Annotated in this window: 18 protein-coding genes and 1 riboswitch; of the genes, 10 read left to right on the top strand and 8 right to left on the bottom strand. The window is 43.2% G+C overall.

The window, feature by feature from the left end:
* The first annotated feature begins 384 nt into the window (after positions 1-384).
* On the top strand, positions 385-756 hold the full coding sequence (locus tag DWX23_RS03965; protein WP_229800978.1) for a hypothetical protein: 372 nt from the start codon (positions 385-387) through the stop codon (positions 754-756).
* 8 nt (positions 757-764) lie between these two features.
* On the opposite strand, the gene DWX23_RS03960 is transcribed toward DWX23_RS03965, so the two are convergent.
* Both DWX23_RS03960 and DWX23_RS03955 read right to left on the bottom strand, forming a co-directional pair.
* Positions 765-2,756 carry an OmpA family protein gene (locus DWX23_RS03960; RefSeq protein ID WP_122354821.1) on the bottom strand — a complete coding sequence of 664 codons (1,992 nt, stop codon included), beginning with the start codon at positions 2,754-2,756 and terminating at the stop codon, positions 765-767.
* A 71-nt stretch (positions 2,757-2,827) separates the two neighbouring features.
* Complete coding sequence (locus DWX23_RS03955) at positions 2,828-4,045, bottom strand: S-adenosylmethionine:tRNA ribosyltransferase-isomerase (RefSeq protein ID WP_122373524.1); 1,218 nt, start codon at positions 4,043-4,045, stop codon at positions 2,828-2,830.
* Between the two features lie 105 nt (positions 4,046-4,150).
* On the opposite strand from DWX23_RS03955, the gene DWX23_RS03950 reads away from it, so the two are divergent.
* The 4 genes from DWX23_RS03950 (at position 4,151) to DWX23_RS03940 (ending at position 8,343) form a co-directional block, all read left to right on the top strand.
* Complete coding sequence (locus tag DWX23_RS03950) at positions 4,151-5,224, top strand: DUF2027 domain-containing protein (RefSeq protein WP_122373523.1); 1,074 nt, start codon at positions 4,151-4,153, stop codon at positions 5,222-5,224.
* Positions 5,225-5,251: 27 nt separating this feature from the next.
* Positions 5,252-5,401: a hypothetical protein gene (locus tag DWX23_RS24850; RefSeq protein ID WP_158607048.1), complete on the top strand. Its 150-nt coding sequence runs from the start codon at positions 5,252-5,254 to the stop codon at positions 5,399-5,401.
* A 281-nt stretch (positions 5,402-5,682) separates the two neighbouring features.
* Positions 5,683-6,165 (top strand): CYTH domain-containing protein, encoded by a 483-nt coding sequence (locus DWX23_RS03945; RefSeq protein WP_122373522.1) that lies wholly within the window; start codon positions 5,683-5,685, stop codon positions 6,163-6,165.
* Positions 6,166-6,183: 18 nt separating this feature from the next.
* Positions 6,184-8,343, top strand: a complete 2,160-nt coding sequence (locus tag DWX23_RS03940; protein WP_122373521.1) for a S46 family peptidase — start codon at positions 6,184-6,186, stop codon at positions 8,341-8,343.
* A 79-nt stretch (positions 8,344-8,422) separates the two neighbouring features.
* Here the strand turns inward: DWX23_RS03940 and DWX23_RS24950 are convergent, their stop codons facing one another.
* The 3 genes from DWX23_RS24950 to hemW form a co-directional block, all read right to left on the bottom strand.
* Complete coding sequence (locus DWX23_RS24950; RefSeq protein WP_165359785.1) at positions 8,423-8,593, bottom strand: hypothetical protein; 171 nt, start codon at positions 8,591-8,593, stop codon at positions 8,423-8,425.
* Entirely contained in the window at positions 8,586-9,161 is a 576-nt protein-coding gene (locus DWX23_RS03935; protein ID WP_122354831.1) for a zeta toxin family protein, read from the bottom strand. Before DWX23_RS03935 ends, DWX23_RS24950 begins: the two co-directional genes overlap by 8 nt.
* Before the next feature lie 140 nt (positions 9,162-9,301).
* Positions 9,302-10,429, bottom strand: coding sequence for a radical SAM family heme chaperone HemW (hemW, locus tag DWX23_RS03925; RefSeq protein WP_122373520.1), 1,128 nt, complete (start codon positions 10,427-10,429; stop codon positions 9,302-9,304).
* A gap of 181 nt (positions 10,430-10,610) precedes the next feature.
* On the opposite strand from hemW, the gene DWX23_RS03920 reads away from it, so the two are divergent.
* Complete coding sequence (locus tag DWX23_RS03920; RefSeq protein ID WP_122373912.1) at positions 10,611-12,767, top strand: translation factor GTPase family protein; 2,157 nt, start codon at positions 10,611-10,613, stop codon at positions 12,765-12,767.
* A 105-nt stretch (positions 12,768-12,872) separates the two neighbouring features.
* On the opposite strand, the gene DWX23_RS03915 is transcribed toward DWX23_RS03920, so the two are convergent.
* Entirely contained in the window at positions 12,873-13,355 is a 483-nt protein-coding gene (locus tag DWX23_RS03915) for a YkgJ family cysteine cluster protein (protein ID WP_122354874.1), read from the bottom strand.
* Between the two features lie 132 nt (positions 13,356-13,487).
* On the opposite strand from DWX23_RS03915, the gene DWX23_RS03910 reads away from it, so the two are divergent.
* The 3 genes from DWX23_RS03910 to DWX23_RS03900 all read left to right on the top strand — a co-directional run bounded on the left by DWX23_RS03910 (position 13,488) and on the right by DWX23_RS03900 (position 18,982).
* Positions 13,488-14,291 carry a UDP-2,3-diacylglucosamine diphosphatase gene (locus tag DWX23_RS03910; protein ID WP_122373911.1) on the top strand — a complete coding sequence of 268 codons (804 nt, stop codon included), beginning with the start codon at positions 13,488-13,490 and terminating at the stop codon, positions 14,289-14,291.
* Positions 14,288-15,442, top strand: coding sequence for a glycosyltransferase family protein (locus DWX23_RS03905; protein WP_122373519.1), 1,155 nt, complete (start codon positions 14,288-14,290; stop codon positions 15,440-15,442). The genes DWX23_RS03910 and DWX23_RS03905 overlap by 4 nt, the downstream gene beginning before the upstream one ends.
* Positions 15,443-15,841: 399 nt before the next feature.
* Complete coding sequence (locus tag DWX23_RS03900; protein ID WP_122354848.1) at positions 15,842-18,982, top strand: DUF6383 domain-containing protein; 3,141 nt, start codon at positions 15,842-15,844, stop codon at positions 18,980-18,982.
* Positions 18,983-19,247: 265 nt separating this feature from the next.
* Here DWX23_RS03900 and DWX23_RS03895 read toward each other — a convergent pair whose 3' ends face one another.
* Together DWX23_RS03895 and DWX23_RS03890 are read right to left on the bottom strand one after the other, a co-directional pair.
* A complete protein-coding gene (locus DWX23_RS03895) occupies positions 19,248-19,538 on the bottom strand; it encodes a hypothetical protein (protein WP_229800980.1) in 291 nt (96 codons plus the stop codon).
* Positions 19,539-19,645: 107 nt separating this feature from the next.
* Complete coding sequence (locus DWX23_RS03890) at positions 19,646-20,926, bottom strand: O-acetylhomoserine aminocarboxypropyltransferase/cysteine synthase family protein (RefSeq protein WP_122373518.1); 1,281 nt, start codon at positions 20,924-20,926, stop codon at positions 19,646-19,648.
* Between the two features lie 119 nt (positions 20,927-21,045).
* Positions 21,046-21,249, top strand: a riboswitch (cobalamin riboswitch).
* 131 nt (positions 21,250-21,380) lie between these two features.
* On the opposite strand from DWX23_RS03890, the gene DWX23_RS03885 reads away from it, so the two are divergent.
* On the top strand, positions 21,381-23,732 hold the full coding sequence (locus DWX23_RS03885) for a TonB-dependent receptor (protein ID WP_122373517.1): 2,352 nt from the start codon (positions 21,381-21,383) through the stop codon (positions 23,730-23,732).
* Positions 23,733-23,750 lie beyond the last annotated feature (18 nt).

Raw genomic sequence — 23,750 nt, 5'->3', positions numbered from 1 at the left:
AGAAAGGCTACCTATTACAGGTGGCCTTTTTTTCTTGTTAATAATTCTTTGCAAAGAATATATATTATTGCTTTTAGCTATCTTTGTCCCGTTCAACAGATGAATGGCCCTTTGAGTTTCGGCTGCTCATTTGCTGAGTGACATATAAGCGTTTAAGATATTATCTTTGGAACTGAAAATCGCCAAGTTTCTAGTCGAACGAAGATGATAGACAACTGAACGCTCACGCTTGTTATATATACTCCTGTATATACAATAGGGCGTGGGCTGTTGTCTTATTATTTGTTCGATGGGTGTTTGGCGATACCTCAGTTCCGAATAATGGATTAACAGTTCCCACGCTTCTTTATTATATAAAATGCCAAACAAGGGAAACAGGGCGGCTTGATCTACTATATGAATCCTAAAGAAAGAGAACGGATTGCTGTTTGCCGGGTTTTACTGGATATTGCAGAGGGAATGGATGGCTATACACCCGTATCTGATTGTCCGCATTTTCAACAGTTACAGAATAAGATCCTTTTGACGGAGCAGGATTTTGAGAAGGCACGGGAAACAGCTGTCCTGGAAAGCCTGGTTATTCTGAAAGGGGCACATTACAACGTCAAGATGATGCTGGCATTGACCGTGTGCGATCTGTATTCCGAATATATGGTTACTCCGCTTAACTGTCGTCTGGCTTTCGAAACATTGATGAGTGCTATAGACTGGCCCATCTCCTTTTCCGAAGTGTTGGCGAAAAGCAAAACGGAATAACGATACCTTTAGAACAAGTTATAGTTTGTTCTGAGAACTTTAAATTCTGTACGGCGGTTTATCTGGTCAGCCATTTCCTGTTGTTCGGGAGTCAGCGTCAGGATAAACTCTTCCGTCAGTATATCCCCCTCCTTCAGGAAGTCGAAGCTTTTAGCCATTTTCTTATTGATCACCTTCGGAACGCTTTCACCGTATCCTTTGGCTTCCAGACGTTCTTTGTCGATGCCTCCGGCAATCAGGTAATCCACTACCGACTGGGCACGGCGTTGTGCCAGGCGTTCGTTATACTGGTCGCTACCTTTACGGTCGGTATGTGCTCCCAGCTCGATCGTCACGTTCGGGTTATCGTTCAGCATCTTGATCATTTCGTCCAGTGCCTTTTGCGATTCGGGGCGCAGGGTTGCTTTATCGAAATCGTAGAAGATATTTTCGATAACGACCGGTTTGCTGATCGGGGAAAGATAGAAGTCTACGATATAAGTCTCGTTCTTCTCTTCCGGTCCGGTTCTCAGTTCGAAATTCTGGTTGAGGTAACCGCGGGCACTAGCCATCATGACGTAACGGATATCGCGTTCCAGTTCCACCCGGTAAGTACCGTCTTTCTTTGCCAGAACCTTTTCGTTCAGACCGTCTTTACCGACAATACGGACCGTTGCATCCTCGATCGGATTTTCATCCACGTCGAAGACAATACCTTCGATAAATATGGTTATAATAGGAAGTTCGAACGAATATAGGTGATCATAACCGCGTGCATCGTTACGGTTGGAACTGAAAAATCCTTTTTCCTTGTTCCCCTCGAAGGTAATACCGAAATCGTCTCCCATCGAGTTGATCGGTGCTTTCAGGTTCTCGACATGCCATTTGCCGGTGCTGTCCTGGGTCGCTTTGAAAAGGTCGAGGCCGCCCATCCCCGGATGTCCGTTAGAAGCAAAGTAGAGCGTGACGGAGTCGCGTACGTATGGGAACATCTCGTCGCCGGGAGTATTGATCTCCGGTCCCAGGTTTTCCATCGGACCGAAATCATTGCCTACAAGACGGGAACGGAAAATATCTTTTCCTCCGAAACCTCCCACAGCATCGGATACATAATAAAGGTATTTCCCGTCAGGAGAAATGGCCGGATGACCTAAAGCTGTCACTGAGTCTTTCACAATACTGGCACGTGTCCCTTTACCCCATTTGGCGCTGCTGCGGGTAGATACGTAAATTTCAGAAGTACGCGGTCCCTCCGGGTCTTGTGCGCAATAGGTGTAATACATCGTGTTTCCGTCTTTTGAGAAAGAAGGAGTTCCTTCGTCAAATTCGGTATTCACTTCATCTTCCAGTTCGACAGGAGCAAGCCAGTTGCCTTGTTCATCTTGCTTGACCAGGAAAAAGTCGTTGTTCCTGATGCCGGTGATAGCACTGACCGTCTCATCCTTGTCTTTGTTTGCCCCTTTAGGTGTACGGGAAGAGGTGAAATAAAGCTGGTCGTATTTGTCGCCGTATAACATCGGGCTGAAGTCGCCGCGGCGGGAATTGAATTTCTCCATCCGCTTAACGATATAACGGCTCGGATTCTGTTTCCATTGCGGAGCCAGTTCGCTCCCTTTGATACCATTGAGGGCCAGTTCGCTTTCCGGATTTCGTTGCAGGAAATCATTGTAGTAACGTATAGCTTCTGTATATCTGCCGGTTTTCTGGTACATCTGTCCCAGGCGCAGGCTTACGATGCTGTCGGGATATTCGTAACGCAATGCGTTCATATAAGCGCTGGTCGCTCTTGGTGTATTATTAATGAGACGGTTACATTCCGCCATCCGGTAAGCGATATACCCGCGTAAGTCTCTTTTCTGAGGAGATGTTTTCGTATAAACCTTCCGATAGATAGCTGCTGCCTCAAAGTATTCGCCGATCCGCTGCTTCTCTTCCGCATCGCTCAGCTTGGCTGATTTGCAGGAAAACAACAGTAAAGCGGTTAAAAACAGTAATATATAGGGAGTAATCTTCTTATTCATCACCGGATAATCTTTATACTATGTAATAACGAATGGATTGAAAGGATATTGCCTGAACCGTATATTCATTATTATAATAATAGCGAACTATCCCCGTAACTCAAGAATCGGAAATCATGTCCCAACGCATAGTTATATATATTCATCCAATCCCCTTTCACGAAAGCTGAGATAAGCAGGAGCAAGGTGCTTTTGGGTTGGTGGAAGTTGGTCACGATGCCTTTTACAATCTTGAACTCATAGCCGGGGGCAATGATGATCTGGGTAGCCGTAATCAGGGTGTTCAATTGATGTTTATCCAGATAGTCGAGTATGTTCTGCAGGGCTTCTGCGGTTGTCAGCCGGTTATTGCCTTCCTCGTACGGCATCCATTGTTTGACGACCAACTCTTCGGAAGTCGCTTCCGGATTGGCGGCAAGTGTCGTACCGATATAATAAAGGCTTTCGAGCGTGCGGACGGAAGTTGTCCCTACGGCGATAATATGTCCCAGGTTCTGCATGACCCGTTCGATCGTGCTGCGGCGTACGGATATATATTCGGTATGCATTTCGTGCCCTTCGATCGTTTCGCTTTTGACCGGTTTGAATGTTCCGGCTCCGACATGCAGTGTCAACTCTTCACGGCCGAAACCTTTGGCTTCCAGATCTGCCAGCACTTCCGGGGTAAAATGAAGCCCAGCCGTCGGTGCGGCAACCGAACCCTTGATTTTTGAATAAACAGTCTGATACGTCTTCAGGTCGCTCTCTTCTGTTTTCCGGTGCAGATAAGGAGGTATGGGAAGCTCGCCCGCAGCATCCAGTACTTCAGCAAAGCTGAAACCTCCGCTCCAGCTGAACCTGATCTGGTGTGTCTCTCCGTAGCTTTGTACTTTCTCGGCAGACAGTCTGACAGTCTGACCTGCAACGGTTATCTCGCGTGAAAGAACAGGCTCTTTCCATTTCTTCGCATTCCCGATCAGGCAAATCCAGTTACATGCTTCTGTTTCCTGAAAGATAAGTTCATAATCATGTGGCACAGCAGGATCAAGACAGAATACTTCGATCTGTGCTCCTGTCGCACGCTGAAATAATAACCGTGCCTGGATGACGCGGGTATTGTTGAATACCATCAGTGAACCTTCCGGCAGATAATCGGTAATATGCTTGAAAACGCTTTCGCCTACTTTTCCGTCCCGGTAAAGTAATAATTTGGATTCATCCCGTTTGGGCAGGGGAAACTTTGCTATTCGTTCATCAGGTAACGAATAGTTATAATCTTCGATACTTATCTGTTGAGTTTTTGTAACCATTGCTATCTCTGTTTTCGGATACGTTCTTATCGAACCGGCTGCAAAAGTACTACAAATGTGTGGGAAATGTATTACTTTTGTGTTCATAACACTAATAATAAAACGATGAATACTGTAAAAGTCGGAGATAAAGTCCGTTTCCTGAATACCACAGGAGGCGGAATCGTACGTAGTTTTAAAGGGAAGGATCAGGTACTGGTAGAGGATGAAGACGGTTTTGAAGTCCCCGCACTGATCCGCGAATGCGTAGTGGTAGGTGGAGAAAATGAAATGCAGGTACATAGCTCGAACCGTCCGAAAGCACAACCGCAGGTTCAGGTTCAACAATCTGCCCCCAAACCGCAACCGAAGCCTGAAGAAGTGAAGATCGAGGAAACTGCCGAAGGAGAACGGATGAATATCTATCTGGCTTATCTTCCCCTCGAACCGACCAAGGTGATGCAGCAGAGCGGTTATGAAACTTACTTCATCAATGACAGTAACTACTATCTGCTCTTTAATTATATGAACCGCCATAACAATAGCTGGATCAGCCGCTATAATGGCCTGATAGAACCGAATACGAAAATCTTCCTGGAAGAGTTTGGCAAAGAAGATCTGAATGACCTTGAACGTATCTGCGTGCAGTTGATCGCTTTCAAGAAAGATAAGCCTTATTCCCTGAAGAATTCCATCTCTGTGGAGCTGCATCTTGATACGGTGAAGTTCTACAAGCAGCATTGTTTTATGGAAAATGACTTCTTCGAAGAAGATGCAATGGTTTATCCAATTGTCCGTAACGATGTTCCGGAGAGGGAACTGCTTGTTTCCGCTGCAGATTTAAAGGAAGCAATGTATCAGAAAGTCCAGGAAGAACGTCATGCGCCGCAGCCTATCGTAAAGAAGAAGTCTGACACTGCTGTGCTGGAAGTCGATCTGCATATAACTGAACTGCTGGATAATACAAATGGCCTGAGCAATGCGGATATGCTGACTTATCAGTTGGATAAGTTCCACGAAGTATTGGGTAAGTATGCCAATCATAAAGGACAGAAGATTGTCTTCATCCACGGAAAAGGTGACGGCGTGCTTCGTAAGGCGATAGAAAAAGAACTGAAAACAAGATACAAACAGTATTATTATCAGGATGCTTCTTTCCGTGAGTATGGCTTTGGTGCTACTATGGTTACTATCAAGTAAGATTAGCTCCTGATATATAACGGATAAGTGCCGGGTAAGTCATGTTACCCTTGCAGGAAAGTTGTTGCCGACGCCCTCGACAGCTTTGCCGACGTCGTCGACAATTTTGCTGACGCTGTCGACAATATTGCCGACACTGTCGGCAACAGTTTCCCTGCTGAAGAAAAACTGTTTTAAAAGGAGAGAGTCAAGAGAAAGTACGGAGTATTTTTAAGGAGGCTCCTTCTTCCCGAAGCAATCATAAAAGAACGCAAAGCGTTCTCTGAAAGGCATCAGCTGGTGAGCGTTAAACGTAGCATTCGGAGAGAGCGTCCGGAGCATCCGCTGTTTGAGCGAAGCGAGTTTCGGAGGCGACAGCGAACGCAGGATGCGGAGTAGCGAGGTAGGTGCAGCCTTGAACTTTTGGTTACTTTTCTTTCAAGAGAAAAGTAACATTCAATTCTGATAATAAATAAACTATGGCAACCGAAATAGAAAGAAAATTCATTGTTAAAGGGGACTTCTCGAAAGATGTCTATAGTTCTCAGCGGATTGTGCAGGGATATATCTGTTCCCAACCCGGTCGTACGGTACGTGTTCGTATCCGTGGCGATAAAGGGTATCTGACTATTAAAGGTCCGTCGGACGATAAAGGGTTGAGCCGTTATGAGTTCGAACAGGAAATACCATTGACGGATGCAGAGCAATTGTTGAAACTCTGTGAGCCGGGTGCCATAGATAAAGTACGTCATCTGATCCGTGCCGGACAACATACCTGGGAGGTCGATGTTTTTCACGGAGCCAACGAAGGACTGATCATGGCCGAAATAGAACTGGCCTCCGAAGACGAACCTTTCGAAAAACCGGAATGGATAGGAGAGGAAGTTAGTGGCGACCGCAGGTATTACAATTCGATGTTGACTAAAGAACCCTATACCGGGTGGGCGAAGAAACAATATTAATTTAAACAATAAAACACCATGAAGAAAATCTTATTATCTGTCCTGGCTGCCGCCTTATCGTTGCCTGCAATAGCGGACGAGGGTATGTGGTTGCTTCCGTTGCTCAAGCAACAGAAGTTTCCCGAAATGCAGGCACTAGGACTTAAATTGCAAGACTATGATATATATAGTCCCGATTCTGCATCCTTGAAAGATGCTGTCGTCATTTTTGGCGGAGGTTGTACGGGTGAAATCGTCTCGCCGGACGGTCTGCTGCTGACTAACCACCATTGCGGATATGGTCAGATCCAGCAGCACAGTACGCTGGAACATGATTACCTGACGGACGGTTTCTGGGCAGCTTCCCGCGACCAGGAATTACCGAATCCGGGCTTGACTGTCACATTCATTGATAAGATAGAAGATGTCACCGATTATGTAAAGGCGGAACTGACAAAAGACACCGATCCGAACAGCATGAATTTCCTCTCTCCCAAATATCTGAATGGACTGGCTAAAACCAAGGTCGGCGAGAAGTTCCTGCAGGATAACCCCGGGACGGATGTCGAGATCAAAGCATTCTACGGAGGTAACGTATATTATATGTTCACGAAGAAAATCTATTCGGATATCCGATTGGTAGGTGCTCCTCCTTCATCTGTAGGTAAGTTCGGTGCCGATACCGACAACTGGATGTGGCCGCGTCATACCGGAGACTTCTCTGTATTCCGTGTATATGCCGATGTTAACGGTAATCCGGCAGAGTATTCTGAGTCGAACGTCCCGTTGCGTCCGAAGCGCTGGTTTAAAATCTCTATCAAGGGCGTTGAGGAAGACGATTATGCGATGATGATGGGTTTCCCCGGCCGTACCAATAAATATTATACCTCCTGGGAAGTCGCAGAACGCCGTGATATCGACAATACGGTCCGTATCAATATTCGTAATCTCCGCCAGGAAGTCATGTTGGATGAAATGTTGAAAGACCCTTCTGTCCGTATTCAGTATGCTAGTAAATATGCCGGATCGACTAATGCCTATAAAAATGCGATCGGCAGTAACTGGGCGATTAAAAAGCGTAATTTCGAGCAGGTAAAGAAAGAGGAGCAAGACCTTTTGATTGCCTGGGCACAGAAGAATAACGAAGCAACCTATCCCGAAGCTTTGTCCACGTTGGAACAGATCGTTTCCGACCGTAAAGACCTGCGTTTTCGTAGCTGGATGTTGGATGAAGCGATCCTTCGTGGTATCGAGTTTACAAAGGTACCGGCGGAAGTACAATCCGTATGTAATGTCCTGAAAGGGAAAGACCGTAACGAACAGCAGAAGCAGATACGTTTGCTGGATATGTCTTATCACCGCTTTGCCGATAAAGACTATTCGCCGGAAGTAGACCGGAAGATAGCTAAGGTGATGTTGAAAGAATATCGCCGCCTGATACCAGCCAAGTCGCAACCAGCTTACTTTGCTTTGATCGATAAAAAATTCAAAGGTGATGTCGACCGCTTTGTCGATTATCTCTTCGAAAAGTCTATCTACGGAAGTGAAGAGAACTTTGAAAAGTTCAAAATACGTCCGTCTGTTAAGGTACTCGAGGAAGATCCCATGATTCTCTTTGCCAAATCGGTACAGGAAGAAAAGGCGAACCTGAATGCAGCATTGGCAGACTTTGACACCGGCTATGCCCTGGCACACCGGGAATATGTGAAAGGCCTGTTAGCCATGTATCAGGATAAAGCGAACTTTCCCGATGCCAATTTCTCCTTACGTCTGACTTACGGGCAAGTAAAAGGCTATCGTCCGAAGGATGCAGTCTATTATAACTGCCAGACCACTCTTGACGGTGTCATGGAAAAAGAGGATTCGACAAATTGGGAATTTGTTGTTCCGGGCCGTTTGAAGGCTTTGTATGAAGCTAAAGATTTCGGTCGTTATCAACTGGCTGACGGAAGAATGCCGGTAGCCTTCAGTGCGACGACACATACGACCGGAGGTAATTCGGGAAGCCCGGTATTGAATGCGAACGGAGAACTGATCGGTATTAATTTCGACCGTAACTGGGAAGGTGTAGGAGGCGATATCCAATATTTGCCCGATTATCAGCGCAGTATCATTGTGGATATCCGTTATGTCTTGTTCCTGATAGACAAATATGCCGGAGCAAGTTACCTGTTGGAGGAAATGGAACTGGTTGAATAGAAGGAAAGTAAACCTTTCTGAGTATAATAAAAAAAGCGAATGATCGATGATCACTCGCTTTTTTTATATTCTGAAATAATTAAAATATGCCTTTTTCCAGATCAGCCGCTTTAACGCGGAAAATATATCCGTTACGTGAGAATACTAATTCTCCGTCTTCTTTCTTTTTCTGGTTAACTAAGCGTTGAAAAGCTATATTGGCACCTTTTACTATATTCTCTTCAAATTCTCTTACTTCTTGTTCACTCATGATGTTCAAGTTTAGTGTAAATATCCGAATTATATATCTCTTTTTTATCCTTCCTGAATCCTTTGGCTATTACTTCCATCGGAGACATAGAATTGTCTGTTATCATCCAATAATCACTAATAGGGAGATATAGTTCAAACAAGTTGTGGATACCCGCCTCATATCTGCGACGGATTGTACTCTCCGGTATGTTATGACCACCGGCGGCCACTCTCATTTTTACCCGTTCCACTGCTAGATCCGGCGTATTCAACCAGAAATACAACAATGTAACATAATAACCTTCCCTTTGTGCTTCCCTGATCAGGTTTGCGACTGACCGGGTGGCGAGCGTAGTTTCCATTGCAAAAGTCTCACCGGCTGCGATGAGTTCCTTAATGCGTTTATACATAATACGGCTTGCTTCTACAGCTACGGCGATGCTATCTGCGTTAAAAGGGGAAAGCCCCTTGGCTATCTCGTCGGAGTTCACAAACTCTTTACACTTCAACATTTCCGGAAGAATTGTAAATGAAGCTGTGGTCTTCCCTGCTCCGTTGCAACCTGATATTATATATAAATATGGCACTATTTGCTGCTTTTTGACAGGGCAAATATAGATAATAGTTTTATATGTTGTACAATTTATTTCTCAAAAATAGTAAAAATGTGCAGAATTTGTACGAATAACCCGCCATTTCGTTGTTTCGGAGGCCTGTTTTGTTAATTTTAGACCCATAAAAGATCACTCATTATACTATCGGATATGAAAATTCCGTTGCGGGAAAGCGTGAGAATATCCTCTTTTTGGACGAGTAATCCCTGTTTGAGATAAGGGGAGGCCTGCTTCTTACAATAGATTAATTTGTCATTTCCGTACTGTCTTTGAATTTCGGTTAAACTGACTCCCCACATGGTACGAAGTCCGGTAATAATGAAATCATTGTAACGGGTGTTTATATCCAGTTCTTCCACTTCTATGTTCGGCAATCCCTTCTCAATCCCCCGGATGTAGGCCGGAAGGGAGGATATATTCCATTGGCGGCTTTTTCCGTTGTAGGAATGGGCAGACGGTCCTATACCCAGATATTTTTCGCCGGTCCAGTAAGAACTGTTATGGCGTGAGATCATTCCGGGACGTGCAAAGTTGGATATTTCATAGTGAAGATAGCCGTTTGCCGTCAGCCGGTCGATCAGGGAGGTGAAAAGAGTTACGCTGACCTCTTCTTCAACAGGAGATATCTTTCCCGCTTCCTTTAATTTATATAAGGCGGTCCCTTCTTCATATATTAAATGGTAAGCGGAAATATGGGGAATATCCAGGCGGATAGTCCTGTCGAGGTTAGACTCCCATTCTTCCAATGTTTGTCCGGGTAAACCGTAGATCAGGTCGATACTTATATTCGACAGGCCGTTTTCCTTACATAACTCTACAGCCCGTAAAGCTTGTTTCCGGTTATGGCGGCGATTCAGGAAACGGAGGTCCTCTTCTTTGAAACTCTGTACCCCCATACTGATGCGGTTAAAAGGGAATGAACATAGAGAAGTCACATATTCAGGCGTCATATCATCCGGATTGGCTTCCAGCGTGATTTCAGAACAATGACTTACATCGAACAAGCGATGAATGGCATTGAATATGCGTTCGAAGTCTTTCGACTGTAGTTGCGAAGGTGTTCCTCCTCCGAAATAGATCGTTTCAAGCGGCTCGCCATCTATATAATCCTTCCGCATTTCCAACTCACGGATCAATGCGTCGACATACGGTTCTTTATATTTCATCTCCGTATTGGAGAAAAAATCACAGTACAAACAACGTTTTGCACAAAAGGGAATATGGATGTAAAGGCCTGCCATACTTTCTGTTTATTTCATGACAAAAGTAATGATTCTATTGTTTAAATCATAGGCCTGTTACATAACATAGTTCTCAAACAGGAGGCAGATAATTGCTTTTTTCCTGTACATTCTCTAATTTGCGGCCTCGTGAGTATTTCACGTAATGATATTTATTGTTAAACTCAAATTACCTGATATCATGAAAGTATACCAAACAAACGAAATTAAGAACATCTCTATCTTGGGAAGTTCGGGCTCTGGGAAAACCACTCTCGCTGAAGCAATGCTTTACGAGGGTGGAGTTATAAAACGTCGCGGCTCTGTAGACGCAGGAAATACGGTGAGCGACTATTTCCCGGTTGAGAAAGAGTATGGCTACTCAGTGTTCTCAACCGTTTTCAGTGTTGAATGGCAGGACAGGAAGCTGAATTTCATCGATTGCCCGGGTTCGGACGACTTTATCGGTGGAGCTGTTTCCGCTCTGAACGTGACTGATACAGCACTGATGGTGTTGAATGCCCAGTATGGAGTGGAAGTAGGAACACTGAACCAGTTCCGGTATACAGAACAATTTCATAAACCCGTTATTTTCGTTGTCAACCAGTTGGATAACGATAAAGCGGACTACGATGGAACTATAGCCCAGCTGAGAGATCAGTTCGGCAGCAAAATCGTTCCTATCCAGTATCCGGTGAATACAGGAACAGCTTTCAATGCCGTTGTCGATGTGTTGAAGATGAAGATGTATCGCTGGAAACCAGAAGGCGGTGTGCCTGAAGTATTGGAAGTTCCCGCAGAAGAAATGGATAAAGCAATGGAGCTTCATAAAGCACTCGTTGAGGCTGCTGCCGAGAATGACGATATGCTGATGGAGAAATTCTTTGAAGAAGGCACTTTAAGTGAAGACGATATGCGTGCAGGAATCCGTGCAGGTCTGGTGACCCGCAGTATGTTCCCTGTATTCTGTGTTTGCGCAGGACGTGATATGTGCGTTCGCCGTACTCTGGAATTCCTGGGTAATGTGGTGCCTTGTACCGATAAGATGCCTCGTCCGGTAACTACCGAAGGAGTGGAGGTTACTCCGGTGTCAGACGGTCCGACCAGCCTGTTCTTCTTCAAGACTACGGTAGAACCGCATATCGGCCAGGTTTCCTATTTTAAAGTGATATCAGGAAAGATAAAAGAAGGAGACGATTTGCTGAATGCCGACCGTGGCTCAAAAGAACGTATCGCACAGCTATTTTCTGTTGCCGGCCAGACCCGTAACGAGGTGACTGAAATGGTAGCAGGTGATATTGGTGCAACCGTAAAACTGAAAGATGTACGTCGTGGTAATACCCTGAATGGTAAGGGATGCGATTACAAATTCGACTTTATCAAATATCCGGATCCGAAATACCGCCGAGCCGTTAAGCCGGTCAATGAAGCAGATTCGGAAAAAATGATGGAAATATTGAACCGTATGCGTGAGGAAGATCCGACATGGGTGATCGAGCAGTCTAAGGAACTGAAACAAACGATTATTTCCGGACAAGGAGAATTCCATTTGCGTACGTTGAAATGGAGAATTGAAAATAATGATAAGCTGCCGATCGAATATATCGAACCGAAGATTCCGTATCGTGAGACGATTACCAAAGCTGCCCGTGCAGACTATCGTCATAAAAAACAATCCGGTGGTGCTGGTCAGTTCGGTGAAGTTCACCTGATCGTGGAACCTTATTACGAAGGTATGCCGGCTCCGGATATGTATCGTTTTGGCGGACAAGAATTTAAAATTAGCGTACGTGATACGCAAACTATTGATTTGGACTGGGGTGGTAAGCTGGTATTTATTAACAGTATCGTTGGTGGAGCCATCGATGCACGTTTCTTACCGGCTATTCTGAAAGGTATTATGGCACGTATGGAACAGGGACCGTTGACCGGTTCGTACGCCCGTGACGTGCGCATCATTGTTTATGATGGCAAGATGCACCCGGTTGACAGTAATGAAATTTCTTTCATGCTGGCCGGTCGTAATGCCTTCAGTACTGCCTTTAAAGAAGCGGGTCCGAAGATCCTTGAACCTGTTTATGATGTAGAAGTTTCCGTTCCCGGCGATTACCTGGGTGATGTAATGAGTGACCTGCAAGGTCGTCGTGCCATCATTATGGGTATGAACAGTGAAAAGGGATTTGAAAAGTTGCTGGCAAAAGTTCCTCTGAAAGAAATGTCGAGCTATTCAACCTCCTTGAGTTCAATTACCGGTGGCCGTGCTTCGTTCACCATGAAGTTTGCCGCTTACGAACTTGTTCCGACCGATGTTCAGGACAAATTGCTGAAAGCATACGCTGCTACGCAAACAGACGAATAATAGAAAAAGAGTATCTAACCATAAGGCAGCCCTTGTTTTAAGTGGCTGCCTTTTTTCTTTTATAGAAACAGGAGTAACTTTTCCCCTTTCGAGAAGGGGTGATTTCTAAAATTCCCTCTTTAACTGTTCCAGTGCATGAAACACCGCCGGACAAGTCTCCGCATTCTTCACCGTCAGTGCATGTATCTGATAAAACTTCTTCCTGTCCGTATGTGGATATTCCCGGCAGGCTTTCGGTCTGTCCTCATAAATACTGCAATAATTGTCATCTCCCAGGAAGGGACAGGGCATCGACCGGAATACGTAATCCTTATCTTCATCGATATGCAAATGCCGTTGTACAACTTCATGTGGTTTAATGCGTAATGCCTGTGCGATCCGTTCGATATCACGGTCTGTGATACGTGGTCCCAATGTGCGGCAACAATTCCCGCAATCCAGGCAATCGATCGAATCGAATACCTCTTCATGGATGGCGTGTATCGTATCGTCCAGTTCCCGCATGCGGTTTTTCTTGATCGATTTGAAAAAAGCTTTTGTTTCCTTCTCTACTTTTTTAGCTCTCTCTGGGAGGGAGTTAATATCCATAAAATGATCCTGTTTTAATTTGAAGGGGCAAATGTAATCATTTACAGCGGAAAACGAAAAAGCATCTTCATACAGTTGTTGCAACACTGTAACAGTGACTATGTTTCTTTGTGTAGTGTAAATATCTTACGTATGAAACTAAGAAAATATTATCCGACCGTTGTGCTTTCCGACATTCACCTGGGTTCTGAACACTCCAGGACGAAAGAAGTAACCAATTTCCTGAAACATATCGACTGCGACCGCCTGATTCTGAATGGCGACATTATCGATGGCTGGCAACTACAAAAGTCCGGCAAGCGATGGAAGCAGGCACAGACCGATTTCTTCAAAGTCCTGATGAAGATGATGGAGAAGAAAGGGACACAGATCGTTTATGTGCGTGGCAACCACGATGACTTCCTGGATAACCTGGTTCCTTTCCGCTTTTCTAACATATCTATTGTGAAAGACTATTTGCTGAATAGCCACGGGAAGCGTTACCTGGTGACTCATGGCGACATTTTTGACACGATAACCACGAATATGCGCTGGCTGGCCATGCTGGGCGATATCGGCTACACTTTCCTGCTGTGGCTGAACAAAATTTATAACAAGAACCGTGAGAAGCACGGAAAACCTTACTTCTCCCTTTCGCAACATGTGAAGCACCGGGTGAAGAGTGCCGTTTCCTATATCTCAGATTTTGAGAAAGAACTGGTCAAACTTGCTCAGATCAAGCATTTGGACGGGATTATCTGCGGTCATATCCATCAGGCTGCTAATGTCTGGTATGATAATGTCCATTACCTGAACTCCGGCGATTGGGTGGAAAGTATGACCGCCCTGGTAGAGAATGAACAAGGCGAGTGGAATATTGTTACTTACAATAAGGCAGAGTATGGTACGGACGAAGAGGCTGCCGGGAAACCTTTATTATATGCTGAAGTAATATGAAAATGCTGTTTATTATACAAGGAGAAGGTAGAGGGCATCTGACACAGGCTTTGTCTCTCCGTCAGAAGCTGGCTGATGAAGGCCATCAGGTAGTCGGCGTACTTGTCGGGAAGAGTCCTGCCCGCCGTATTCCTGACTTCTTTACAGAGAAAATCGATGCACCGGTTTACCCTTTCGAAAGTCCGAATTTCCTCCCTACGGCAAAGAACAAACAGGTTAATTTGCTGAAAAGTGTGGGGTATAATGTATTGCGTCTCCATACTTATGTGGCTAGCATACATTATATTAACCGGATGGTGAAGGAAACAGATGCAGACGTGGTTGTTAACTTTTACGAGTTACTGACAGGACTGACTTATCTGTTCTGCCGTCCGAAGGCGATGATGGTTTGTATTGCTCATCAATATCTGTTCCTGCATCCGGATTTCTCTTTCCCGAAGCTGAATGTTGTTTCTTTGTCCTTATTGAAGTTCTTTACCCGTATGACGGCTATCGGTGCGACGAAGAAGCTGGCTTTGTCTTTTCGGAAGATGCGCGAAGTGCCTGCCGATAAGATGGTTGTAGTTCCTCCTTTGTTACGTAAGGAAGTGATAAATAAGACTCCCCGCAAAGGACGCTATCTGCATGGCTATTTATTGAATAGCGGATTCAGTGAGGAAGTAAAGGAGTGGCATGCTGCTCATCCGGAAGTTTCGATGCACTTTTTCTGGGATAAGAAAGGGGCAGGGGAGGTTACTCGGATAGACAATACGCTTTCTTTTCATCAGTTGAACGATATTCGTTTTGTTAAATATATGGCAAATGCCAAAGCGTACGCAACGACTGCCGGCTTTGAATCTGTTTGCGAAGCGATGTACCTGGATAAGCCTGTATTGATGGTTCCTACTCATCTTGAACAGGCTTGTAATGCCTATGATGCATCCTTATCAGGAGCTGGTGCGGTAGCTGATCGTTTTGACCTGGATGCCTTACTGCATTTGTCAGAAAACCATCAGCCGAATCCTGTGTTCCGTCATTGGGTACAACAGGCGGATTGGTTGATCTTGCGTGAGTTCCGCGAAGATTTGTTGATGGAGGAGATGCCGTCGTCTCTCTGGCATCGTTTGTCTATGCATTGGGTGTACCGGGTGGCAAAGACGTTCTCGATTTAATGTATGAAGCTCTTGTTTGAACCAATAGATGGGGGCTATGAATCGAGATTGAGTAAAAGGTTTAATTATTAATGTACGTGTACATTAATATAATATTTACTTATGGTAGATAACCCATCTCTCTTTCTTTCTTGTTTTCCTGATTATAGTCAGTAATATAACCAAAAGCAAGGTTTGTCATTTTTATCGCCGATTTTGTACAGACTATCGTATTCAACTGATAAGAAAGGAGATGCCTACGTAAAAAAATCAATGAAAATAATTGCGGATAAAAAACTATTGTTTACTTTTGCTGAAGTATTTGACGATCGTATGAAAAGGCCGATAGAATAAGATTTCGGCATATTATATTTAGATAGAACTTTAAAATTACTTAGTATTAATATTAAATTTTTGATTATGAACAAAAAGTTTTCTACTTTTTTGGCTGGTGCTGCGCTGCTAGGTGCAATATCAGCTAACGCAGGAACTCCAGTTGATGGTATTGATACCACTAAAGGGCATCTTTATCAATTAAAATCTGATGCTTCCGGTGTACTTGCCATGGATAAAGATGGTAAGTTAACTGTTACTTCAACAACACCTATTACTTCAGCTAATTTGGCAAGTACTCTTTGGTGTGTAGAGGTTGTTGAGCAGGGTCTTGGTAAAGCTCCCATTTTTGAATTTGTGAACAAATTGACAGGTCTGCGTTTGGACGTAGCTTATGCTCAAACAGATTTAGTTTCTTTGCCTAAAGAAACAAACTCTGATCCTATCACAGTTGGTGGTGAAATCCATGGTTGGGCTTTCTCTTCTCAGTACAAAGAAGGAATGAATGCAGCAACTCTTTATTCTTATTTTAAAGCTGACTCTGTTATTGGTCTTGCTTTGGATGGTAATGATGTTGTTGTTAAAAAGTATGCTGCAAAAGATGCAGCTGCTGATGCTCAAACTGGTACTAATTTAGCTAAGTTTGAACTGCAAACTGCTGATGCTGTAGTTCTTGGTGCAAAAGAAATCAATACAATCCTGGGTACATTGGATAATGAAACAACAGGTGTTAAGTTGACTTTCACTCCGGATGAAATGGGAGAAAAACTTCCTGTTCCTAATCCATTCACAAATGCTAAATTCTTTGCAGAAGATGCAGAAGCAAACTATGTATATGTAAAGAATGCTGCAACTAATGCTAAATATTTGCATGTCGACACTGCATATACGAATAATAATGGTAGCAAATTCTTAGCATTTAATTGGGCTACAACTACAACTACAGCAATTGCTGCTTCTGATTTGAAAGATCAATATAAATTTGCCTTTACTTATTTCCCTTCAATTGATAGTATGATTATTCAGGTTAAATCTGTTTATAGTAAGACTGATGATCAGACATATTGGAGCGAAGCTGTTGCAGCTGGTAGTCCAACTACAGCAGATTTAACAAATTTGAATGATTTGAAGAATAACTTTGTAACGGTTCAGGACTTGATAAAAGGTAAAGTTCGTATTATCACTATTGCAAATAAGAAAGAATCTGATATTAACTTTGGTTACAAAGGTTGTGTTCCTTCTGCTAACAACACTTCATTAGACAATGATTTGTATGTAATTAAAAATGCAGAAGGTAAATATTTAGCAGTTCCTTTGTATGGTGATAGCGTTGCTCAATGGGTAACTCTTGATAAAAATATGGATCCTTGGCATATGCCTGCTTACCAGTGGGTTGTAGAAAAGAGATATACAACTAACGAATTGAAAGAAACTTCTCCTATCACGATTACAAACCGTGAATTTGCAAAGATTTCTTATCCTACTATCCAGTTATATGTAGAAGGTGCATCTACATTGGCAGGTGACATTACAGTCGTTCCTTCTGATTTCGTAAAAGACCCTGCAAATGTAAAAGCTAATCCGTATGTAGGTTACAGATTCTTAGACAAGGATTCTATGATCGTTACTACTTATAAGCTGAGATATTTGCATGAATTTGCAAGTGATAAATACATGGGTATTTCTGATAATGAAAAAGATTCAGTTTTATATGTAGGTGCTAAGTCTTCTTTCATTCTGAAAGGCATGAGCGAAAATGGTGTAAATTATGGTTATACAACTGCTAATGTTTCTGGTTTGAAACAATTGGTAAGAAAAGCTTACACATTGAAGCTGAAATCTTCTGATAAATATATCGTATCAGATGTTGAAAACAGATATGCAGTTTCTAATGGAAAAGATAAAGTTGCTGTATTCTATATGAAAGAAAATAACGACAAATCAGGTGTTCACTACTTCGCTTTGATCGATACAGCTTCTTATGACAACGTTGCTCCGGATTCATTACGCAAAGTAGGTGTTGATGATAACAACGTATATCTGAAAGCTCAGAATATGACAGAAACTCGTACTTCTGCATTCTCTGTAGAAATCGATGACGCTCCTCTGTATCGTCGTTTCAACAATGTAGCATTAGACGAAAGCGCTGTTGATGCTGCTGATAGCTTGAGATTCTACGAAAATATTCGTCACGAATATTTGATGGATGAAACTAACAAAGAATTGCAGAATGAAGGTGTTAACTACCTAGGTATCTGGACTGCAGACAAAGCTAAAGCTGGTTTGTCATTCCGTATTGACACTGCTTGGGTAACACGTGGTCTGGGTTATATCAAACCGCAGTATTTGATTTCTGTATCTCGTAATGATCAGGCTGCTGACAAGGGTACTCCTTGTAACGAACCGGGTGGTCATAAAGACGCTCAGGGTAAACCAACAGATGAATGGGGTTGCGTTCACGCTAAACCGGGAAAAGCTGGATTCGTATATGGTAAATATTTGGTAAGCTTTGCTGATTCTGTAGCAACAGTTGGTCAGGATAAACCTTATACTGATGTTAAAGCAGGTTACACTCGCGTTGGTTTCGTAAAAGCTATTAAGACTGGTGATAGTTTGATTGTTTTGGTAAATGGTTACGAAAATATGAAACCTGAAGACTTGAATGTTGATGACATTATCAAAGCATACAAGGCTGCTAAGATTGATGGCAAATACATCAATAATCTGAAGGGTGATAATCATAAGAATTATACTTGGTCATTCCGTTATACAAATCCTGATGGTGCTGCTAATGTTACAGAAGAAGGTGCTGGAAACTCATTCTTGATCGAATCTAACAGCCATGATGGTATATCTATCGCTCCTGAAAAAGCAGCATGGATCAAAATGCAGAATGGTTGCATCGTATTGACAGATGAAAAATCTGAATTCAACAATGCTAAGACTGGTGGTGACGGTGCTCTGATTTTCAATGTTGAAAACATCGAAAACGACGAAATGGCTACAGATACTAAAGATATCACAACTAGCGACGTAACTGTTATCGCAGGTAAGGGTGACATCACTATCAAGGGTGCTGCAGGTAAGACTGTTACTATCAGCAACGTTCTTGGTCAGACAGTTGCTAACGCAGTTCTTTCTTCTAACGAAGCAACAATCTCTGCTCCTGCAGGTATCGTAGTTGTAGCTGTTGAAGGTGAAGCTGCTGTTAAAGCAATCGTAAAATAAGAATAAAGAATAATTAAATAGAAAAAGCTTCTCTGCTCTTCCCCTTTTGGGGAAGGGTGAGTAGCCTGTGAAGGTGAACAGATTGGAAGCGTAATTTTAGTAATAAAAATAAAATAAAGTTCATCCGTGAATATCCCTGCGAAGAGAGAAAATGGATAAAAAACAACCCCGGCGGTATTTGTTACCATCGGGGTTTTGTTTTTGAATAGCTCCCGGAAACGGAGTTCATTATGTTTAATAGGATTTCGACCTGAACCAAGTCTGTTTATGGCAGCAATAGCCATTTCCAGATAGGAATCACATGTATGGTAGTGCCATTTTCATGTGTAATAGTTCTCTCTTCGTCTTTGGTTATAATATACATCCTCTTTAAAGGATAAACATTGTTTAATTTGATCAGACCTTCTACTTCCTGTTGATAAGTGGCTTCATCTTGCAGGGAGTAACTTACCTGATAGGCTGTCTCTATTTCCGGAATAATGAAATCAACCTCTATATTCTGGTTGTAGAAATAAACTTTGTCGCCATATTGTTTATATAGATGTATAGCGACCATAATAGGGGTGAGATGTTACAAAGATAAGAAATCGTTTTGTATAGAAGACGATTTTAACAAAGAATCGTCTTCTATACAAAACGATTCTTTGTTTTACTTGGGCGCTTTTACTGATTCAATGCCTGCTCGATATCTGCAATGATATCGTCTGCACTTTCGATGCCGACAGAGAAACGGATCAGGTCAGGAGCAATACCAGCTTCCTTCAACTGTTCGTCTGTCAATTGACGGTGCGTATGGCTTGCCGGGTGAAGTACACAAGTACGGGCATCTGCTACGTGGGTAACGATAGCAGCCAGTTTCAGGCTATCCATAAACTTAATGGAAACATCGCGTCCGCCTTTCAATCCGAATGACAGCACACCGCATGAACCGTTCGGCAGATATTTCTTTGTCAACTCATAATACTTATTACCTTCCAGATCCGGATAGTTCACCCAGGCTACTTTGTCGCAATTCTGAAGCCATTTAGCAACAGCCAACGCATTTTTACAATGCTGTGGCATGCGCAGATGTAAAGTCTCCAAACCTAAGTTCAGTAAGAATGCATTCTGTGGAGACTGGATAGATCCCAGGTCACGCATCAACTGGCTGGTCGCTTTGGTGATATACGCCATCTTGCCGAATGTCTTTGTATAAGTCAATCCGTGATAAGACTCGTCCGGCTGGCAAAGGCCCGGATATTTGTCGGCATGTGCTTCCCAATCGAAGTTACCGCTATCGACGATACAGCCTCCAACAGCAGTTGCATGTCCATCCATATATTTAGTTGTAGAATGGGTTACGATATCTGCTCCCCATTCGAACGGACGGCAGTTGATCGGTGTGGCAAACGTATTATCGACGATCAATGGTACCCCATGTTTATGGGCGATATGAGCGAACTTTTCGATATTCAGTACCATTACTCCCGGATTGGAAATCGTTTCGCCGAACAATAACTTTGTATTCGGACGGAATGCCTTGCTGATCTCTTCTTCACTGGCATCCTGGTCGATGAAAGTACATTCGATACCCAGTTTCTTTAATGTGACGGACAATAAATTGTATGTACCTCCATAAATACCGGTAGCACTTACGATATGATCGCCGGCTTCGCAGATATTGAAACAGGCAAAGAAGTTAGCTGCCTGTCCGGATGAAGTCAACATGGCTGCAACACCACCTTCCAAAGCTGCTATCTTACTGGCAACAGCATCGTTGGTCGGGTTTTGTAGGCGGGTATAGAAATAGCCGCTCTCTTCCAGGTCGAATAATTTCGCCATCTGTTCGCTGGTTTCATACTTGAAGGTAGTACTTTGATAGATTGGGAGTACACGCGGTTCTCCCTTTTTCGGTTGCCAACCACCTTGTACACACAAAGTTGCCGGCTTAAATGAATTGCTCATGTTATTAAATGTTTGCTATGTAATTGTTTCTGCAGACAAAAGTAAAGAATAGTTTGTTCCATTCGTACAAATCAGCGATCATTTATAAAAAATAGCTTTCCGTTTAAAAATAATCTTTACCTTTGTACCCGAATTTTGGTGTCACGATTCCATTTCTACGGAAGAGTGATGAAAAGGGAATCAGGTGAAAATCCTGAACAGACCCGCTGCTGTAAGCTCCGCCAAAGTCTTTGAACACGACTCAATCCACTGTTCGCAATGAATGGGAAGGACGTTCAAAGATGGAGTAAGTCAGAAGACCTGCCAGAATAATAGTTGAAGGCTTTCGGGAAATAGGGCTGAAAACATATGAGTTAGAGCTTTTCACTATATTATTGGGGCTTTGTCTGTTCATGTGTTCTATTTTATTTCATCGGGAGCATACAGTATAATAACGGTTAACAAACTTGATGAAATGAGAGGTTTCATACATGTCCTTTTTCTATTTATTTACTTGTTTTCTGCCAATCTGTCGGCGCAGAATAAAGTGACTCTTTCCGGTGAAGTCAAAGACCAGGAGGGTATTCCGCTTTCTTCGGTGACAGTTGCCCTGGAGAATACGACGGTCGGTACTTATACAAACGATCGGGGATATTATTCCTTGACTGTAACTCCGGGAAGACATACTGTTATTGTCACTTCATTAGGGTATAATACGATAAAGACCCAGATAGATATCCGTAAGAATAAAACAGTGAATTTCACAATGGAGGAAAACTCCGTTACTCTGAATTCGGTGGAGGTATATGGCAAATCGAAAACCCAGAAGATCAAAGAAAGTGCTTTTTCAGTAAATGCCCTCGATATAAAGCCGCAGATCAACTCCTTGAAGAACCTCAATGAGATCGTGAACCGGACAACCGGTATAAAGATCAGGGAGGAAGGTGGAGTCGGTTCCGACTTCGATCTTTCTATTAATGGGTTATCAGGCAATTCCGTCCGTTACTTTATCGATGGGATGCCTCTGGATACAAAAGGAAGCGGTGTCTCGCTGGCAAATCTTCCTGTCAATATCATTGACAGGGTGGAAATATATAAAGGGGTAGTTCCTGCCAGCCTGGGTTCGGATGCTCTGGGGGGCGCCATTAATATTATTACCAGTCAGGAAAAAAAGAATTATCTGGATGCTTCTTATGGTATAGGTTCTTTCCATACTCATAGAGCTGACCTGAATGCCCAATTCGTAGAACCGAAGACCGGATTGATCATCAAGCCGACCGTCGGTGTCAATTATTCTAAGAATGATTATAAGATGAAAGGTGTCGAGGTATGGGATGAAGATAGCCGTAAATATATTGAAGTCAACCGTAAACGGTTCCATGACGATTATTTTTCCTTGTTAGGACAATTGGAAGCAGGCTTTGTCGATAAAGCGTGGGCAGATGCTTTCTTTGTTTCCGGATCTTATTCCAAAATAGATAAAGAAATACAGACAGGGTCTATCCAGACAAAGGTGATCGGTAATGCAGAGCGTCATTCCGATGCCTGGAATGTATCAGCCCGTTATCAAAAACGGTTTGAGAAAATCAATACGAGCGCATCGTTTTCCCATACCTGGGACGCGTCGCTTACCGTCGATACTGCTTATCGTATCTATGACTGGAACGGTGATTTTACTCCCTCATCCCGAAATGAGCTTAATGGCCGTGGACGTTCCATGCGTCATTACAACCGTCCAATGACTATTTTCCGCGGAGGTGTCGATTATGCGATCAACCGGCATCATTCTGTCAGTCTGAACTATCTGCTTAACCGTACCGGAAATAAACGCCGTGATGATGTCGACGAAACTTTTGAACCGACCAACGATGTACTGACCAAGCATATTCTCGGATTGACTTACAATCAGTCTTTTTTCGACGGAAGATGGGAGAGTACTGTTTTTATTAAAGACTATATAAATGCAACCTCTATCGAACAAAACGATCTTGCCTGGATAACCGGTTCGGAGGATGCCAAAGGACATTCTTCCAACAGTTATTGGGGAGGCGGTTTGGGGCTGCGTTATACATTTTGGGATGCACTGGCAGGAAAGGTTTCTTATGAACATAGTGTGCGTCTTCCTTTGTCGCGTGAGCTGCTCGGAAACGGAACGACTATCTATCCCAATCTCGCCCTTCATCCCGAAAGCAGCGATAATATAAACCTGGGCCTTTTTGGTAACTGGTATCCTGCTTACGGTCATTCTTTCTATTATGAGGTCAACGGATTTCTCCGCTTTGTCGACGATTATATTCAGGCAACCGTATCGGAAAAAGAAGGTATGATGCAATACGAGAATATTCCGGCTGTACATGTGAAAGGTATTGAAGGGGAAATGCGCTACAACTGGAAAAACAGCTTTCAGATAATGGTCAACTGTAGTTATAACGAAGCACGCGACCAGAAGAAATATAAAACCGACGGTAAGCCTTCGGCTACTTATAATAACCGTGTGCCTAATCGTCCCTGGGTGTATAGCAATGCTGATGTGAGCTATACATTTCACAATCTGGCGCAGAAGGAAGATAACCTTCGCATCGGATATTCCTGGCAATGGATACATTGGTTTTACTTATCATGGGAAGCATACGGAGCTCTTGAAAGCAAGTCGCGTATCCCGACTCAGAATGTATCGAATCTTAATGTGACCTATTCATGGATGAAAAGACGCTATAATGTGTCATTGGAATGTAGTAATCTGTTTGATGCTACGGTCTATGACAATTACAAACTCCAGAAACCCGGTCGTGCATTCTTCGCTAAATTCAGATTATTCATTAATTAATAATTTAAAAATTATCAA

The sequence above is a fragment of the Parabacteroides sp. AF18-52 genome (assembly GCF_003479145.1).
Classification (GTDB): domain Bacteria; phylum Bacteroidota; class Bacteroidia; order Bacteroidales; family Tannerellaceae; genus Parabacteroides; species Parabacteroides faecis.
Note: the sequence above shows the minus strand (reverse complement) of the source record. Positions and strands in the feature narration are given on the sequence as shown.

Coding starts and splice junctions, on each gene's coding strand:
- DWX23_RS03960 (WP_122354821.1), bottom strand. CDS start 2,756: ATGAATAAGAAGATTACTCCCTATATATTACTGTTTTTAACCGCTTTA.
- DWX23_RS03905 (WP_122373519.1), top strand. CDS start 14,288: ATGAAAATGCTGTTTATTATACAAGGAGAAGGTAGAGGGCATCTGACA.
- DWX23_RS03945 (WP_122373522.1), top strand. CDS start 5,683: ATGGCAACCGAAATAGAAAGAAAATTCATTGTTAAAGGGGACTTCTCG.
- DWX23_RS03895 (WP_229800980.1), bottom strand. CDS start 19,538: ATGGTCGCTATACATCTATATAAACAATATGGCGACAAAGTTTATTTC.
- DWX23_RS03885 (WP_122373517.1), top strand. CDS start 21,381: ATGAGAGGTTTCATACATGTCCTTTTTCTATTTATTTACTTGTTTTCT.
- DWX23_RS24950 (WP_165359785.1), bottom strand. CDS start 8,593: ATGAGTGAACAAGAAGTAAGAGAATTTGAAGAGAATATAGTAAAAGGT.
- DWX23_RS03910 (WP_122373911.1), top strand. CDS start 13,488: ATGAAACTAAGAAAATATTATCCGACCGTTGTGCTTTCCGACATTCAC.
- DWX23_RS03890 (WP_122373518.1), bottom strand. CDS start 20,926: ATGAGCAATTCATTTAAGCCGGCAACTTTGTGTGTACAAGGTGGTTGG.
- DWX23_RS03955 (WP_122373524.1), bottom strand. CDS start 4,045: ATGGTTACAAAAACTCAACAGATAAGTATCGAAGATTATAACTATTCG.
- DWX23_RS03915 (WP_122354874.1), bottom strand. CDS start 13,355: ATGGATATTAACTCCCTCCCAGAGAGAGCTAAAAAAGTAGAGAAGGAA.
- DWX23_RS03900 (WP_122354848.1), top strand. CDS start 15,842: ATGAACAAAAAGTTTTCTACTTTTTTGGCTGGTGCTGCGCTGCTAGGT.
- DWX23_RS03940 (WP_122373521.1), top strand. CDS start 6,184: ATGAAGAAAATCTTATTATCTGTCCTGGCTGCCGCCTTATCGTTGCCT.
- DWX23_RS03950 (WP_122373523.1), top strand. CDS start 4,151: ATGAATACTGTAAAAGTCGGAGATAAAGTCCGTTTCCTGAATACCACA.
- DWX23_RS03920 (WP_122373912.1), top strand. CDS start 10,611: ATGAAAGTATACCAAACAAACGAAATTAAGAACATCTCTATCTTGGGA.
- hemW (WP_122373520.1), bottom strand. CDS start 10,429: ATGGCAGGCCTTTACATCCATATTCCCTTTTGTGCAAAACGTTGTTTG.